Here is a 14,410-nt window from a genome sequence, read left to right as displayed (position 1 = left end):
GTGCGCCGGGCGGCACACCAGGCGGACCGTCGTTCACCAGGTGTCGTTCGCGTACGTGTTGTAGAGCGTCCCCACCACCGCGGCGGAGAAGTACGGCGAGCCGTTCGTGTTCGAGCCGCTCGAGTAACTCATCACCCCGTGCACGTCACCGCGCCTGGTGGTGTTGTCGTACCTGTAGTACCACGGGCCGCCGCTCGAACCGCCCCCGAAGCCGCAGTTCATCTCGATCCGGTTGCTGCCCGCGTCCCGCGACGTGCCCGAGCAGACCCACTGGATCTCGCCGCTGTCCTTGTTGCTCGGGTAGCCGAAGATGTCGTAGTGGTACGCGCGCCCACCGCCGGTGAGCAGCCCGTTGGCGCCGACCGCGTCCACGATCGACCGGCTGCCGTAGACGAGCGCGACAGCCACGTCGTACTGCCGCTCGCGGGTGCTGATCCAGCCGCTCGGCACCGCGAGCGTGGACCAGTCCCAGGTGCCGTACGGCTGCGCACCGTTGCGGTACGACGGCACGAACATCCAGTTTGCGGTGTGCCAGTCCCGGCCCGGCCCGTCGTGCACGCAGTGCGCGGCCGTGAAGACCATGTTGCGCGCCGGGCTGTTCACCACGCTCGCCGAGCAGTAGTGGCCCAGGCCGTCGGTCGAGCTGGTGTAGAAGATCTTCCCCACCGTGATCGACTCGTTCAGCTGGGCGCCGAAGCCGCTGCCGTCCTTCGGCGCCACCGCCTCCGCGAAGCGCCGCACCCGCTCCGCCGCAGGGCTCTGGGTGACCGGGCCGGCGGACTTCTCCACCTCGTCGGCCGGAGTGGCCGCCGCCATGCGCTCGGCCGTCCAGTAGGCCCTGGCCTGCGCGGACGACCCCGCCTTGCGCTCGATCGACGTGACAGCGGCCGGAGCGGCCGTGCCCGCGGTGGTGCCGGTGCCGGCCAGCGCCGGAGCGCCGGCGAGGATCGCCGGCAGGATCAGGGCCGGCAGGGCCAGAAGTCTGATCGTCGTCTTCATGAAATCCTTCCCAGTGTTCGATTCCCGGATCGAAACTGGAGCGCCCCCGTTGTTCATCGCGATGTCGGCAACGTATCGACGTGCTTCGGATCGTGTCAACGAATCATGGACGTCGATTGTTTGCAGTGTCGGATGTGCGATCGGGGAACATTATCGAATTCCAATTCAGCAATGAGTGGGCTGCCGGCTCCCGCGGGCTGATCGATTCCGCCGGTTCGTGAGCGGCGCTCGGCCTCGGTAGCCTCGAAGCCGTGACGAAGGGACCGGGGCCACGATGACTGCTGATCCGCCGCCCGCCACCGAACGACTGACCTTCGCCGAGATGACCGTCGGCGACCTCGATGACATGGCCGCCATGCTCGGCGACCCGGTCGTGATGCGCTACTACCCGCGACCGAAGATCCGGGCGGAGGCACTGGACTGGATCCGTTGGAACGAGGGCCTCTACCGCGACCACGGCTTCGGATTATGGGTGCTCAGGTCACGGCCGACAGGCGAGTTCGTCGGCGATTGCGGTCTCACTCCGCAGCCGGTGGACGGGGTGACGGAGGTCGAAGTCGGTTACCACCTGCGGATCGGGATGCAGGGTCGCGGATTCGCCACGGAGGCGGCGGCCGCGTGCCGCGACCACGCGCGCGACCGGCTGGGCGTCGACCGTCTCGTCGCGATCATCCACCCGGACAACACGCCCTCGCAGCGGGTCGCGGAGCGGATCGGGCTGAGCTTCGAGCGTGCGACCACGTCCGAATCGGGGGATCCGGTGCACGTGTACGCCGCGCGCCTGGCCTGACCGGGCTCAGCGGCGGGTCGACGCCAGGAACCGGGTCCACGCGGCCGGGGTGAAGGTGAGCACCGGACCGGCCGGGTCCTTCGAGTCGCGGACGCCGACCACGCCGGGCAGGTTGCCGGCGACCTCGACGCAGTCGCCGCCGTTGCCACCGCTGCGGGTGCTCTTGCGCCACCGGGCGCCGCTCAGGTCCATGCCGTCGCCACTTCCCTCAGCAGTTCCAGGGTCCGCGCGCGGGGCAGCGCCTCGCCCCGGATGCGTTCCCACCGACGCTCCAGGGTAGCAATCTCCGAGGGCTGCTCGATGATCTGCGCGCGGGCCTGACTGTCCACATGCGCCACCCGGTTGCCGTCGCGCAGCTCCGCGATGACGAACGGCCCGTCCAGCCCGGGATAGGTCGGTGTGTCCACCGGCACCACGTGGAGCTGTACGTTCGGCAGCTCGGCGCAGGTGAGCAGGTGGGTCACCTGCGCGGCCATCAGCGCGCGGTCGCCGGCGGCGGCGCGGCGCAGCACCTGCTCGTCGAGCACCACGACGTACAGCGGCCCGCGCGGCCGGGTGAGGATGCCCTGCCGGTCCAGCCGGGCGGTGACCAGGTCGGTGACCTCGTCGGCGGTCAGCGGCTGGCCGATGAACGTGGCCCGGGCGTACGCCTCGGTCTGCAGCAGGCCCGGCACCCACGCCAGTTGGAAGGCTCGCAGCGCGACCGCCTCGCGTTCGATGTCCACCCACGGGCGGAACCAGACCGGCTCACGGCGGCGGACCGCGTCCGGCCAGAGCGCCTCGATCGGCTGGCCCAGCAGGTTCGCCACAGTCGCGCGGTGCCGGCTCTGCGGGATGTGCCCGGGGTTCGCCCACCGGGCCACCGTCTTCGGGTGCAGGCCGAGCCGCTCCGCCAGGCTCTCGGCGGTGTGGCCGGCGCCGGCCAGCGCGGTGACGAAAGCATGGTTCATGCCCGTTCCTCCCCGGAGCAAAAGAACCGTCCGAAGGAGATTACACAACGCTGTGTGATTGTTCGGGCACCCTCGGCACGGTGGAGGCATGACCGAACCGACACCCACATCGGCGTACCCCCGGGTGGTGCTGCCGCTGACCGGCCACCGCGCGTGCGGTCCGGCCTGGCGCTGCGACCGCTGCGGCGAGCCCTGGCCGTGCCCGACCCTGCGGGCCGCGCCCACCGACGCGGCCCGCCGCGCCACGATGATCCCCGAGTTCTCCCGGCTCACCCGGCAGGCCATCCGCGACCTGCGCGGCCGGCCCGACGGCCCGGACCCGATCGCGATCGTGCGGCGTTTCCTGTGGTTCCTGCCGCTCACCGACGCGGAGGCACGCGCCGTCGCGCTCCGGCTGCGATGACCACGGTACGGCGAGGGCCGCTTCCCGCCGGAGCGGGAAGCGGCCCTGTGTCAGCCGTACGCGAATCAGCTCGCGATCATGCGGCGCAGCACGTACTGCAGGATGCCGCCGTGCCGGTAGTAGTCCGCCTCACCCGGGGTGTCGATGCGGACCACGGCGTCGAACTCCACGCCGGTGTCGGTGGTGACCTTCACCGTGCGCGGGGTGTCGCCGTCGTTGAGCGCGGTGACGCCGCTGATCGAGAACGTCTCCGTGCCGGTCAGGCCCAGCGACTCGGCGGTCTCGCCACCCGGGAACTGCAGCGGCAGCACGCCCATGCCGATCAGGTTCGAGCGGTGGATCCGCTCGTACGACTCGGCGATGACCGCCTTCACGCCCAGCAGCATGGTGCCCTTCGCCGCCCAGTCCCGCGACGAGCCGGAGCCGTACTCCTTGCCGGCCAGGATGACCAGCGGGACGCCCGCCTCCTGGTAGGCCATCGAGGCGTCGTAGATCGAGGTCTGCTCGCCGGTCAGGTGGTTCACAGTGAAGCCGCCCTCGACACCCGGGACGAGCTGGTTGCGCAGCCGGATGTTGGCGAACGTGCCCCGGATCATCACCTCGTGGTTGCCTCGGCGGGAGCCGTACGAGTTGAACTCGTGGCGGGCCACGCCGTGCTCGGCCAGGTACTTGCCGGCGGGGGAGTCCGCCTTGATCGAGCCGGCCGGGGAGATGTGGTCGGTGGTCACCGAGTCGCCCAGCTTTGCCAGCACGCGCGCGTCGGCGATGTCCTGCACCGGGGCCGGCTCCTGCTGCATGCCCTCGAAGTACGGGGGCTTGCGCACGTAGGTCGACTCGCCGTCCCAGGAGAACGTGTCACCGGTCGGGGTCGGCAGCGACTGCCAGCGCTCGTCACCGGCGAACACGTCGGCGTACGCGGCGCTGAAGCCGGTCGCGCCGATCGCGGAGGCGATGACGTCCTGGATCTCGGCGCTGTTCGGCCAGATCTCCCGCAGGAACACCGGGTTGCCCTGGGCGTCCTCGCCGATCGGCTCGTTCGCCAGGTCGATGTCCATGGTGCCGGCGAGCGCGTACGCGACCACCAGCGGCGGGGACGCCAGGTAGTTCATCTTGACGTCCGGGTTGATCCGGCCCTCGAAGTTGCGGTTGCCGGAGAGCACCGACACGACGGCGAGGTCGCCCTCGTTGACGGCGGCCGAGACCTCCTCCGGCAGCGGGCCGGAGTTGCCGATGCAGGTGGTGCAGCCGTAGCCGACCAGGTTGAAGCCGAGCTTCTCCAGGTACGGCGTGAGCCCGGCGCGGTCGTAGTAGTCCATGACGACCTTCGAGCCCGGCGCCAGGGTGGTCTTCACCCACGGCTTGCGGGCCAGGCCCTTCTCCACCGCGTTGCGGGCCAGCAGCGCGGCACCGATCATCACCTGCGGGTTCGAGGTGTTGGTGCAGGAGGTGATCGCGGCGATCACCACGGCGCCGTGGTCCAGCTCGTACTCGACGCCGTCGGCGCCGGTCACGCGTACCGGATTGCTCGCCCGGCCGCCCGCGCCCACCGCGGCGGTCTCCAGGTCGCGCGGCGCGTCCGCCGGGTCGTTCACGCCGTTGGCGGGGGAGTCGCTGGCCGGGAAGGACTCGGCCGACGCCTCGTCGGCCGGGCCGTCGGCGCCGAACGGCTTCTCCTGCTGCGGCACGCCCGGCTTGCGGCCCGGGTCGCCCCCGGTCTCGTCGGCGGCCACGTAGTCGCTGAGCGCGGCACGGAACAGCGTCTTGGCGCTGCCCAGCGGCACCCGGTCCTGCGGCCGCTTCGGGCCGGCCAGCGACGGCTCGATGGTGCCGAGGTCAAGCTCCAGGCGCTCGGAGTACTCCGGCTCGCGCTCCGGGTCGTGCCAGAGGCCCTGCTCCTTGGCGTACGCCTCGACCAGCGCCACCTGAGACGCGTCGCGGCCGGTCAGCTCCAGGTAGCGCACGGTCTCGGCGTCGATCGGGAAGATCGCCACGGTCGAGCCGTACTCCGGCGACATGTTGCCGATGGTGGCGCGGTTCGCCAGCGGCACCGCGCTCACGCCGGGGCCGTAGAACTCGACGAACTTGCCGACCACACCGTGCTTGCGCAGCATCTCGGTGATGGTCAGCACCAGGTCGGTGGCGGTGGTGCCGGCCGGCATCTCACCGGAGAGCTTGAAGCCGACCACGCGGGGGATCAGCATGCTGACCGGCTGGCCGAGCATCGCGGCCTCGGCCTCGATGCCGCCGACGCCCCAGCCCAGCACGCCCAGGCCGTTGACCATCGTGGTGTGCGAGTCGGTGCCGACGACCGTGTCCGGGTACGCCTGACCGTTGCGCTCCATGATCGTACGAGCCAGGTATTCGATGTTGACCTGGTGCACGATGCCGGTGCCCGGCGGGACGACCTTGAACTCGTTGAACGCGGTCTGGCCCCAGCGCAGGAACTGGTAGCGCTCCTTGTTGCGCTCGTACTCCAGCTCGACGTTGCGCTCGAAGGCGTCCTCGCGGCCGAACAGGTCGGCGATGACCGAGTGGTCGATGACCAGCTCGGCCGGGGCGAGGGGGTTGACCTTGGTGGCGTCGCCGCCCAGGTCACGGACCGCCTCGCGCATGGTGGCCAGGTCGACCACGCAGGGCACGCCGGTGAAGTCCTGCATCAGCACCCGGGCCGGGGTGAACTGGATCTCCACGCTCGGGTCGGCGGTGGCGTCCCACGCGCCGAGCTGCTGGATGTGGTCGGCGGTGATGTTCGCGCCGTCCTCGGTCCGCAGCAGGTTCTCCAGCAGGATCTTCAAGCTGTAGGGCAGCCGCTCGTGGCCCTCCACCTTGTCGATCCTGAAAATCTCGTAGCTCGCGTCTCCGACGCGTAGCTGGGTCTTCGCACCGAAGGTGTCGAGGCTCGCCACGTCGTACTCCTTCACACCAGCGACCGTGAGTAGTCCTGAGCAGTTTGTCGCACCGACCGGTACGCCGCCGTGGTTAGGCGACACTTACCTGCGTCGGTCTCTACAAAACCGTACGTCCGTCTTGCTATTCACGCAACCTCGTGCCACGCTGCGGGACGAGGAGGTGCCACCATGATCCATCACGTCCTGCTCGCCTGCCCGCGCGGCTCCGAGGACGCGTCCCGCTCCTTCTACACCGGCCTGCTCGGCCTCACCGAGAAGCCCAAACCGCCGGCCCTCGCCGCCCGCGGTGGTTGCTGGTTCACCGGGTACGACGCCGAACTGCACCTGGGCGTCGAGGACGACTTCCGCCCCGCCCGCAAGGCACACCCCGCGCTGCTGCGCACCGACCTGGACGAGCTGGCCGCCCGCCTGGACGCCGCCGGGTACACGGTGACCTGGGGCGACGACGAGATTCCCGGCATGCGGCGGTTCCACACGTACGACCCGCACGGCAACCGGCTGGAGTTCCTGGCCCCCGCCGGGTGACCGGGCGCGGGTAGGGTCGGCTGGTGGTCGACGTACAGCACTGGCTCGCCGCCCTCCCACCGGGCCTCATCTGCCTGCTCGTGGGCGTGGTGATCGGCGTGGAGAGCATGGGCATCCCGCTGCCAGGCGAGATCGTGCTGGTCAGTGCCGCCCTGCTCGCCGCCACCGGCGTCGTCGGGCCCGAGTGGGTGGCCGCCGCCGCGGCCACCGGCGCCATCCTCGGTGACTCCATCGGGTACGCCGTGGGCCGGCGCGGCGGCCGTCCACTGCTGGAACGCCTCGGCCGGCGCTTCCCGAAACACCTCGGCCCGGCACACCTGGCCCGCGCCGAGCTGAGCTTCGCCCGGCACGGCGTCTGGGCGGTGTTCTTCGGGCGGTTCGTCGCGCTGCTGCGCATCCTCGCCGGCCCGCTCGCCGGGGCGCTGCGCGTGCCGTACCGCCGGTTCCTGGTCGCGAACGCCGCAGGCGGGCTGGTGTGGGCGTTCGGCACCACCTACCTGTTGTTCTACGTGGGGCAGGCCGCCGAGCACTGGCTCAAGGACATCTCCTGGGCCGGGCTGGTGCTGGCCGTGCTGGCCGGCGTGGCGAGCACCGCGTGGCTGCGCCGTCGCGCCAAGCGCCTGCCCCAGGCCGAAGCCCCCGATCAGCCCACCCCGGTCCCCGCCACCGACCGCTGACGCCGGACGCCCACCCGCCCCGCCCGAAGGCGGACGACCAGTCCAGCGCTCCCAGGACATCACCGGCCAGGGCAACAGCGCGCTCTCCTCGCGCCGTCCCGCCCTCGCGCCGTCCCGCCCTCGCGCCGTCCCGCCCTCGTCCGGTCCCGCCCTCGCGTCGTCCCGCCCTCGTCCGGTCCCGCCCTCGTCCGGTGATCAAGGAGTTTGTGTCCTGTGAGGGCTCCCGCAGTGACACAAACTCCTTGATCACCGACGCGGAGTAAGGGCGGGCGAGTGGGGCGGGGCGGACGGGGGAGGGTCGGGTCGGCAGGGCGGGGCGTGGCCGCCCGGAGCCGGCCGGGCAGGCGGGGCGGTTCGGGCCGGACGGGCGATGGGCGGGCGACCGGCGGCGGGGCAGGGGCAGGGCGCGGTGGACCGATGGGCCGGGTGACTGGGGCAGGGCGCAGGGGACCGCTGGGCCTGGTGATTGGGGTGAACGGGATGCGCGCGATGCCCCGCGCTTGCCCTGCCCCGTCGATCATGAAGTTGGCGGTGGTTGGTGCCCGATTTGTCGCCGCCAACTTCATGATCGACGCGGTGGGGGCGGTGGGGTTGGGGCTGTGGTGCTTCTGGGGCGCCCCTGCTCGCGGTCAGCCCGTGGGTTGGTGGAGATCTTGGTAGGAAATGGCCCTCATAGGGGCCGTTTCCTACCAAGATCTTTGTGGGTTCCGCTCTGCGGGACGGCGATCCCGGGAAGTGGGCGATGGGCGGGGCGGCGGCTGTCAGGGGGCGGTGAGCAGGGCGATCAAGGTGTCGCGGGCGGTACGGACTGCGGCCCGGGCCTCCTCGGTGTGGTCCAGCGCGTCGAATCCGTGCTGCCCGTTCGGCACGTCCACCACGCACAGCGGGATGCCGCGCCGCCGCGCGACCGCAGTGAACGCCTCGACGGTGGGGGCGACCTCGGGCCGTTCCCGCCCCGCCCGGGTCAGCACGAGCGTCGGCCGCGCCGCGCCCTCCGCATGCGCGGCGTCGACGTTCGCGGCGTCGGGAGAGGTCGCGTCCGGCCGGGTGGGGTCGACGCCGGTGGAGGCTGCGTCCGGCTGCGCGGCGTCGATGTCGGCGTCGTCGGGGGAGGCGGTGCCGGACGGAGTGGCGGCGTCCGGGTCTGTGGGCAGGTCGAGGGCGTCGACCGGGCGGAAGCGCGGGTCCACCGGCGGCCATCCGGGCAGCGGTGCCAGCAGCGGATACGTCGCCGCCACGCCGCGCAGCCAGGCGGGCGGGTCGCGGAGCCAGTCGCCGATCAGCAGGCCGGCGCCGGAGAAGAACCACAGGCCGATCCGGTCGGCGTCGACGCGTGGGTCGGCGCGGAGCAGTTCGGCGGCGGCGGCCACCCGGGCGGCGACCGTGTACAGGTCGTCCGGGCTCGCCACGGTGAGCCGGGGGATCGCGGCCAGCACGCCCGCCTCGGCGAGCAGTGCGCCGTAGCCCCGGTAGAGCGGCCAGTCCCGCGCGTCGGGGGCCTCGGGCGGTCCCGGTACGCCGTGTACGACGACGACCGCGGGATGCCGGCCGTCGCCGGTGGGCACGTGCAGGTCGACGTCGCTGTGCCGCTCCACGGCGGCGGGCGGAGGATCGAGGACGAACGGCCTCTCCCAGAAAACGGTTCCCATCATGGCGATGGTAGGAGAATCCGCCGCCCTCGACTGTCCCGTCAGGAGGACGACGAGGCCTTGGCGTGCCGCTCGCGCAGCCGGTCCCGGATCTCCTCCGGGGTGTACGCCCGGCGCCGCCGTTCGGCCCGCGCCACCACCACGCCGGTCGCCGCGACGCCGGCGAGACCCGCGAGACCGAGTACCTTCCACCACCGCATCCGTTGTCGCATCCGCATAGGGTAGTCCTCCATGAGCATCAGCCTGGACGAGGCCGTGGAGCTGACCCGCACCGGCGATCTGTGGGTGTTCCGCGGACGCAGCGTGCCCGACCGGGCCATCCAGCTCACCACGAACAGCCCGGTGAACCACGTGGGCATGGCCGTGGTGCTCGACGACATGCCGCCGCTGATGTGGCACGCCGAGCTGGGCCGTTCGCTGCCGGACATGTGGACCGGCACGCATCAGCGCGGCGTGCAGCTGCACGACCTGCGCGACGCGGTCTGCGTCTGGGCCAACCGGTACGGCCAGCGGGGCTGGCTGCGCCAGCTCGAACCGCCGGCGGACACCGCGATGGAGGAGGCGGTGCTGCGTACCGTGGCGCGTCTGGACGGGACGCCGTTCCCGTCCACCGCGCAGCTCGCCTGGCGGTGGGCGCGGGGCCGGCTGCCGCATCCGCGCCGCCTGAGCCTCGGCGGCCTCCGGGGCGGGACCGGCGACCGGAACCAGCTCGGCATCCTGAGCAGGATCATCGACAGGGGCGAGACCGGCAGCCAGGGCGGGGCCGGCGAGACCGGCGGCCGAGGCGAGACCGGCGGCCAGGGCGAGACCGGCGGCCAGGGCGAGACCGGCGACACCAGCAGGGAGAACGCGGCGGCGCTGGAGACGGCGTACTGCGCCGAGGTCGTCGCCGTGACCTACGAGGCGATGGGTCTGCTGCCCGCCGGGCGGCGGCCCAACTGGTACGACCCGGGGCGGTTCTGGAGCGGCGACGACCTGGACCTCAGCGGCGGCGCGCACCTCGGCGCCGAGATCGAGGTGCGGATCCCGCCGCGCTGAGGAAGGTTTGCCGCGAGGGCGCGCCGGTAATGAGGAGCGTCGTGACGGCTTCCACCGACCTCGACACGCTCACCGACTTCTTCGACCGGTACGGCGTGGCGCTGACCACCGCCGACGTGCCGGCCATCGCCGGCTGCTACGCCCTGCCCGGGCTGGTGGTCGCCGACACCTACAGCTTCTCGTTCACCTCGCCGGCGGCGGTGGCGCTCAGTTTCGTCGGCGCCGCACCGGACTACCAGGAGCGGGAACTCGTCGCGGCGAACGCGCAGATCGAGGACGTGCAGCAGATCTCGGCGCTGCTCACCGAGGTGGCGGTGCGCTGGGAGTTCCTGGACAGTCAGGGCCGCGCGGTCCCCGGCGAGCGATACCGCTATCTGCTGCGCACCACCGAGGACGGCCCGGTGATCTGCACCGTCATCCGTACCGCCTGATCGTGGTGGTGCGGCGGCCGGCCACGCGGGCCGGCCGCCGCACCGACTGACGTCAGCGGTGGTGGGCGCCGGCCCAGCGGTCGGCCTCGGGGGCCGGGTGCAGGCCGGGCTCGTGCAGGCCCTCCTCGGTGACCTGGCCGATCCGGCGGTACGTCTCCGGGCGGCTGGTGCGCAGGATCGCGCCCCAGATCAGGCCGACCACGCCCGCCGCCACCGGGATCGCCGGGAGCAGCCACTTCAGGTAGCTCGCCGTGTCGGGGGCGAGCAGCGCGTCGAAGTTGAACAGCAGCACCAGCAGCACGGCGGTGAGCAGGACCGTGCCGAGCGCCGGGGCGATCGCCCGCTGCCACGCGCTCTCCGGGCCCTGACGGCCCCGGAAGAAGCCCACCACGGAGGCCGAGGTGAGCGTCATCAGCAGCACGACGCCCACCGCGGCGGCGCCGGACAGCCAGGTGAACAGGTCGATGACCGGGTCACGGCCGGTCATCGCGAACGCCAGGAACACCACCACGGCGAGGACGCTCTGCACCAGCGAGCCCGCGACCGGCGCGCCGCTGCGGCTGGAGGTGGCGCCGAGGAATCCCGGCAGCACCCGCTCCCGGCCCAGCGCGAACAGGTAACGCGCCACGCCGTTGTGGAACGACAGCAGGGCGGCCAGCACGCTGGTGATGAACAGGACGTTCGCGATGTCGGCGACGACGGCGCCGGTGTACTGGTCGAGCGCGCCGAAGATGATGCCCGGACCCGCCTCGGCGCTGGCCGCCGGTGCGTTCTCCGGACCGGTGAGCACGGTGAGCGCCCAGGCCGAGAAGGCGTAGAACAGGCCGGTGAACGCCACCGCGATGTAGGTGGCCCGGGCCACCGTGCGCCGCGGGTCCTTGACCTCCTCGCTGTAGATCGCGCCGCTTTCGAAGCCGGTGAAGGAGGCGATGGTGAACGCGAGCACCGCGCCGAAGCCGGCGCCGAACAGGTGGCCGGGGCTGATGCCGGCGGTGGTGACGGTGCCGCCGTCGGGGTTGGCGAAGGCGACCAGGTCGAAGATCAGCACGGCTACGCACTCGAGGATGAGCAGGACGGCGAGGACCGTGGCGTTGAGGTCGATGCGCAGCACACCGAGCGCGCCGATGAACACCCAGGCCAGCAGCGCCCAGACCCACCAGTCGAGGCTGATGCCGGTCTTGGCGTCCATGAAGTCGCCCAGGATCGCACCGAGCAGGCCGTACAGACCGATCTGGATCGCGTTGTACGCCGCGAGAGCGACCGCCGAGCCGGCCACCCCGCCGGCCCGGCCGAGGCCGTTGGCGATGTACGCGTAGAAGGCGCCCGCGTTGGCGACGTACCGGCTCATCGCGGCGTAGCCGGTGGCGAAGACGGCCAGTACGGCGGCCAGGAGCACGTATCCGAGCGCGGCGCCGATGTTGCCGCTGACCGCGTACATGGTGGTGACACCGCCGCCGAGAACGGTCAGCGGGGCGGACGCGGCGACGGTGAAGAAGACGAGGTGAGCGGTGCCGAGACGACCGCGGCGCAGCCCACCGTCGGAGAAGAACGGATCGGAGGACAAGGCTTCTCCCGGGGAGGGGGTGAGGGGATTGATGTGTCTACTTCGGAACAACCTGAAGCAGGGTATTGGTGATCACGTATCGTGACAACCCCGCTTCGATATCGATTGGGGTGCGCCTGAACGGCCGGAATTGAGCTGTGCGTGGTCATGCCGTACCGTCCCGTGTCGACGATCACGGCCACCGTTCGAGGATGGACCATGACCTACCCCGGGGCGCAGGCCACTTACCGGCTTGCGGATGCGCTGTTCCTTATCGGACACGACGAGTTCACCGGCAAGCCACACGTCGCGGTCGACCGGCTGGAGTGCGGGCTGGCCGGCGCCGCGCTCGCCGAGCTGATGTTCGAGGGCCGGATCGCCCTCGACGGAGGGGGGATCGCCGCCGTCGATCCGCGGCTGTGGCAGGAGCCGCTGACCGACCTGCTGATCACCGAGATCCTGCGTCGCGAGGGGGCGCATCCGGCCCGGCTGTGGATCCGCTACCTGCGGACCCAGCTCAACATCAACGAGCGGGTGGGCACCCGGCTGGTCACCGCCGGTGTGCTCCGTCGTGAGCAGGGCAAACTGATCGGCCGTACGGTGCGCTGGCCGGCCATCGACCCGAACCAGGCGGCCTCGCCCCGGGTGCGGCTGACCGCGATGCTGATGCACTCGTCCCCGGCCGAGCTGGACCCGGGCACGCTGCTGCTGGCGACGCTCGCCGAGGCGGTCGGCCTGGCCGCGCACATCTTCGACCCGCAGGTGGCCACGCGGATGCGCGACTGCCGCCGGTTCCTGCCGGCTCAGCTCGAAGGGCTGCTCGCCGCCGTCGTGGGCGCGCTCGACGTCACCACCACGACGGTACGGCGATGACGTCCCGCCCCGGGCCGAGCCGGGGCGGGACGGTGCCGGTCAGGACGGGTCGCGCCACATCGGGTAGAGGCTGGGGCCCTCCGGCAGGTCCAGCGTGACCGGACGGCGCCGGAATCCGAGCCGCTCGTAGAGCGCGGCGTTGCGCGGCGAACTGGCCTCCAGGTACGCCGCCGTGCCGGCCTGATCCAGCTCGGCCAGCCTGTGACGCAGCAGCGCCGACCCGACGCCCTTGCCGTGATGGTCCGGGTGCACCCCGATGAAGGGCAGGTACCAGTGCGGCTCTGCGGGGTGCCGGGCGCTCATCATCTCGTCGAGCGTGCCGAACCGCTTCATGGCCTCCGCGCCGATCGCGGCCTCCAGCCCGTCGAACTCGCCGCCGTCCTCGGCGTCGTGCCCCTCGCCGGTGGGCAGCCAGAGCGTGGCGCCCAGCCCGTCACCGGCGACGTACACCTCACCGGTGCGCAGCGCCAGCGCGACGAACGGTCCGAAGAAGGCGCGGTGGACCGACGCGCGGTGGCCGTCGTCGGGGAAGACCCAGCCGCTCACCGGATCCCGCATGAACGCTTCGGCGAGAATCGCGGTCACGACGGCGGCGTCCGCCGCGGACGCCCGCCGGATACTGTCCTGCCACTCAGTCACTGGCCAACCGTCCTACCGGCTCGACGAGCCATTGTGGTCATTGATCGGCGTGCAAGGTATCAGGTGCCAACGCCGTGCGGCAGACCCCGATCTCCGGCGCTCGCCGCGACCCGTCCCGGGTGGCTACGCTGGCTCGGACCCCGACAGGAGGACCATGTCCCGCACGCGCCGCCCCGGCCCGCAGCCCGGAGCCGCCATGACCTCGTCCCCCTGGATCCTCGTCGCCGCCGGCGTGGTCGTCATGGTGGTCCTGCTGGTGGTGGCGCTCGGTTCGGTGCGGGGCCGCAGCACGTTCCCGGCGGCCGGTCCGCCGGATCCGCTGATGTCGCTGCCGGGCATGCCGTTGACCCCCACGGAGGTCGGCGCCACCGGTCCGTCGCCGGTCTCCGCCACCGCCGCGGTGGTGCCGGGCCTGTCGCCCCGGTCCACCGTGGTGCCGGCCCGGCCGACGCCTGCCGCGCCGACTCCCAGCCCCAGGGGCGTGGCCCGGCCGGTGCTGCCCCCGTCTCCGCCGCCCCCGCCGCCGTCGGCGGTGACCGGCCGGTACAGCGTGATGAGCTCCTTCGACGGCGGCTTCATCGGCGAGGTGCTGCTCGTCAACACGGCGCGTACGCCGCACGGCTGGACGGTCCGCGCGACGTTCCCCGGTGGCCGGCTGGTCACCGCCTGGGTCGAGGGCGCCGAGCAGGGCGTGTTCGGCTTCGACGACGGCGTCTTCACCTACCGCAGCGGGTTCGACCTGGCCCCCGGGCAGTCCCTGCCGGTGCGGTTCCACATCGAGCGGGCCGGTACCCGGCCGCTGAGCTGCACCGTCGACCGCTCGCCCTGCGCCGAGCGGTAGTTCCGGCGCCCCGGACCGGGGCCGGCGTCCACGTCTCTTCTTGCAAGCTGTCTGCTTTGTTGCGGCAGTGTTTGCAAGGTATTGCAGAATGTTTCGGCAAGGGCTAGCGTGCGGGCGAATCAGCGACCAGAGAAAGGCCGTCG

At 71.9% G+C, this 14,410-nt stretch carries 16 protein-coding genes; 8 read left to right on the top strand and 8 right to left on the bottom strand.

What is annotated here, in order from left to right; all coding sequences use genetic code 11:
• Positions 1 to 33: 33 nt before the first annotated feature.
• Positions 34 to 999: a hypothetical protein gene (locus O7546_RS19020; RefSeq protein ID WP_281599843.1), complete on the bottom strand. Its 966-nt coding sequence runs from the start codon at positions 997 to 999 to the stop codon at positions 34 to 36.
• A gap of 274 nt (positions 1,000 to 1,273) precedes the next feature.
• On the opposite strand from O7546_RS19020, the gene O7546_RS19015 reads away from it, so the two are divergent.
• Positions 1,274 to 1,789: a GNAT family N-acetyltransferase gene (locus tag O7546_RS19015; RefSeq protein WP_281599840.1), complete on the top strand. Its 516-nt coding sequence runs from the start codon at positions 1,274 to 1,276 to the stop codon at positions 1,787 to 1,789.
• Between the two features lie 6 nt (positions 1,790 to 1,795).
• Here the strand turns inward: O7546_RS19015 and O7546_RS19010 are convergent, their stop codons facing one another.
• Positions 1,796 to 1,981, bottom strand: a complete 186-nt coding sequence (locus tag O7546_RS19010; protein WP_194803134.1) for a DUF397 domain-containing protein — start codon at positions 1,979 to 1,981, stop codon at positions 1,796 to 1,798.
• Entirely contained in the window at positions 1,972 to 2,739 is a 768-nt protein-coding gene (locus tag O7546_RS19005) for a DUF5753 domain-containing protein (protein WP_269697307.1), read from the bottom strand. The genes O7546_RS19010 and O7546_RS19005 overlap by 10 nt, the downstream gene beginning before the upstream one ends.
• An 88-nt stretch (positions 2,740 to 2,827) precedes the next feature.
• On the opposite strand from O7546_RS19005, the gene O7546_RS19000 reads away from it, so the two are divergent.
• Positions 2,828 to 3,142, top strand: coding sequence for a hypothetical protein (locus O7546_RS19000; protein WP_013475922.1), 315 nt, complete (start codon positions 2,828 to 2,830; stop codon positions 3,140 to 3,142).
• Between the two features lie 65 nt (positions 3,143 to 3,207).
• Here O7546_RS19000 and O7546_RS18995 read toward each other — a convergent pair whose 3' ends face one another.
• The gene (locus O7546_RS18995; protein ID WP_194803132.1) at positions 3,208 to 6,063 is read right to left on the bottom strand and encodes an aconitate hydratase; all 2,856 of its coding nucleotides are present in this window, start codon (positions 6,061 to 6,063) and stop codon (positions 3,208 to 3,210) included.
• Between the two features lie 156 nt (positions 6,064 to 6,219).
• Here O7546_RS18995 and O7546_RS18990 point away from each other — a divergent pair, with 156 nt between their 5' ends.
• On the top strand, positions 6,220 to 6,576 hold the full coding sequence (locus tag O7546_RS18990) for a VOC family protein (protein ID WP_194803131.1): 357 nt from the start codon (positions 6,220 to 6,222) through the stop codon (positions 6,574 to 6,576).
• A 23-nt stretch (positions 6,577 to 6,599) separates the two neighbouring features.
• Entirely contained in the window at positions 6,600 to 7,253 is a 654-nt protein-coding gene (locus O7546_RS18985) for a DedA family protein (protein WP_194803130.1), read from the top strand.
• Positions 7,254 to 8,014: 761 nt separating this feature from the next.
• On the opposite strand, the gene O7546_RS18980 is transcribed toward O7546_RS18985, so the two are convergent.
• On the bottom strand, positions 8,015 to 8,902 hold the full coding sequence (locus tag O7546_RS18980; RefSeq protein WP_281599835.1) for a hypothetical protein: 888 nt from the start codon (positions 8,900 to 8,902) through the stop codon (positions 8,015 to 8,017).
• Between the two features lie 41 nt (positions 8,903 to 8,943).
• Positions 8,944 to 9,114 carry a hypothetical protein gene (locus O7546_RS18975; RefSeq protein ID WP_208578428.1) on the bottom strand — a complete coding sequence of 57 codons (171 nt, stop codon included), beginning with the start codon at positions 9,112 to 9,114 and terminating at the stop codon, positions 8,944 to 8,946.
• A 19-nt stretch (positions 9,115 to 9,133) separates the two neighbouring features.
• Here O7546_RS18975 and O7546_RS18970 point away from each other — a divergent pair, with 19 nt between their 5' ends.
• Positions 9,134 to 9,940, top strand: a complete 807-nt coding sequence (locus O7546_RS18970) for a hypothetical protein (RefSeq protein WP_281599832.1) — start codon at positions 9,134 to 9,136, stop codon at positions 9,938 to 9,940.
• Positions 9,941 to 9,981: 41 nt separating this feature from the next.
• Positions 9,982 to 10,371, top strand: a complete 390-nt coding sequence (locus tag O7546_RS18965) for a hypothetical protein (protein WP_194803553.1) — start codon at positions 9,982 to 9,984, stop codon at positions 10,369 to 10,371.
• A gap of 52 nt (positions 10,372 to 10,423) precedes the next feature.
• Here O7546_RS18965 and O7546_RS18960 read toward each other — a convergent pair whose 3' ends face one another.
• On the bottom strand, positions 10,424 to 11,935 hold the full coding sequence (locus tag O7546_RS18960; RefSeq protein ID WP_194803552.1) for an APC family permease: 1,512 nt from the start codon (positions 11,933 to 11,935) through the stop codon (positions 10,424 to 10,426).
• A 198-nt stretch (positions 11,936 to 12,133) separates the two neighbouring features.
• Here O7546_RS18960 and O7546_RS18955 point away from each other — a divergent pair, with 198 nt between their 5' ends.
• Positions 12,134 to 12,787: a GPP34 family phosphoprotein gene (locus O7546_RS18955; RefSeq protein ID WP_128137146.1), complete on the top strand. Its 654-nt coding sequence runs from the start codon at positions 12,134 to 12,136 to the stop codon at positions 12,785 to 12,787.
• Between the two features lie 39 nt (positions 12,788 to 12,826).
• On the opposite strand, the gene O7546_RS18950 is transcribed toward O7546_RS18955, so the two are convergent.
• Positions 12,827 to 13,426: a GNAT family N-acetyltransferase gene (locus O7546_RS18950; RefSeq protein ID WP_194803551.1), complete on the bottom strand. Its 600-nt coding sequence runs from the start codon at positions 13,424 to 13,426 to the stop codon at positions 12,827 to 12,829.
• 196 nt (positions 13,427 to 13,622) lie between these two features.
• Here O7546_RS18950 and O7546_RS18945 point away from each other — a divergent pair, with 196 nt between their 5' ends.
• On the top strand, positions 13,623 to 14,267 hold the full coding sequence (locus tag O7546_RS18945; protein WP_228533114.1) for a cellulose binding domain-containing protein: 645 nt from the start codon (positions 13,623 to 13,625) through the stop codon (positions 14,265 to 14,267).
• The last annotated feature ends 143 nt before the right edge of the window (positions 14,268 to 14,410 follow it).

The organism is Micromonospora sp. WMMA1976, assembly GCF_027497335.1.
In the GTDB taxonomy this organism is placed as follows: Bacteria; Actinomycetota; Actinomycetes; order Mycobacteriales; family Micromonosporaceae; genus Micromonospora; species Micromonospora aurantiaca.
The sequence above is the reverse complement of the archived record's forward strand: the minus strand, read 5'-3'. Positions and strand labels throughout refer to the sequence as shown.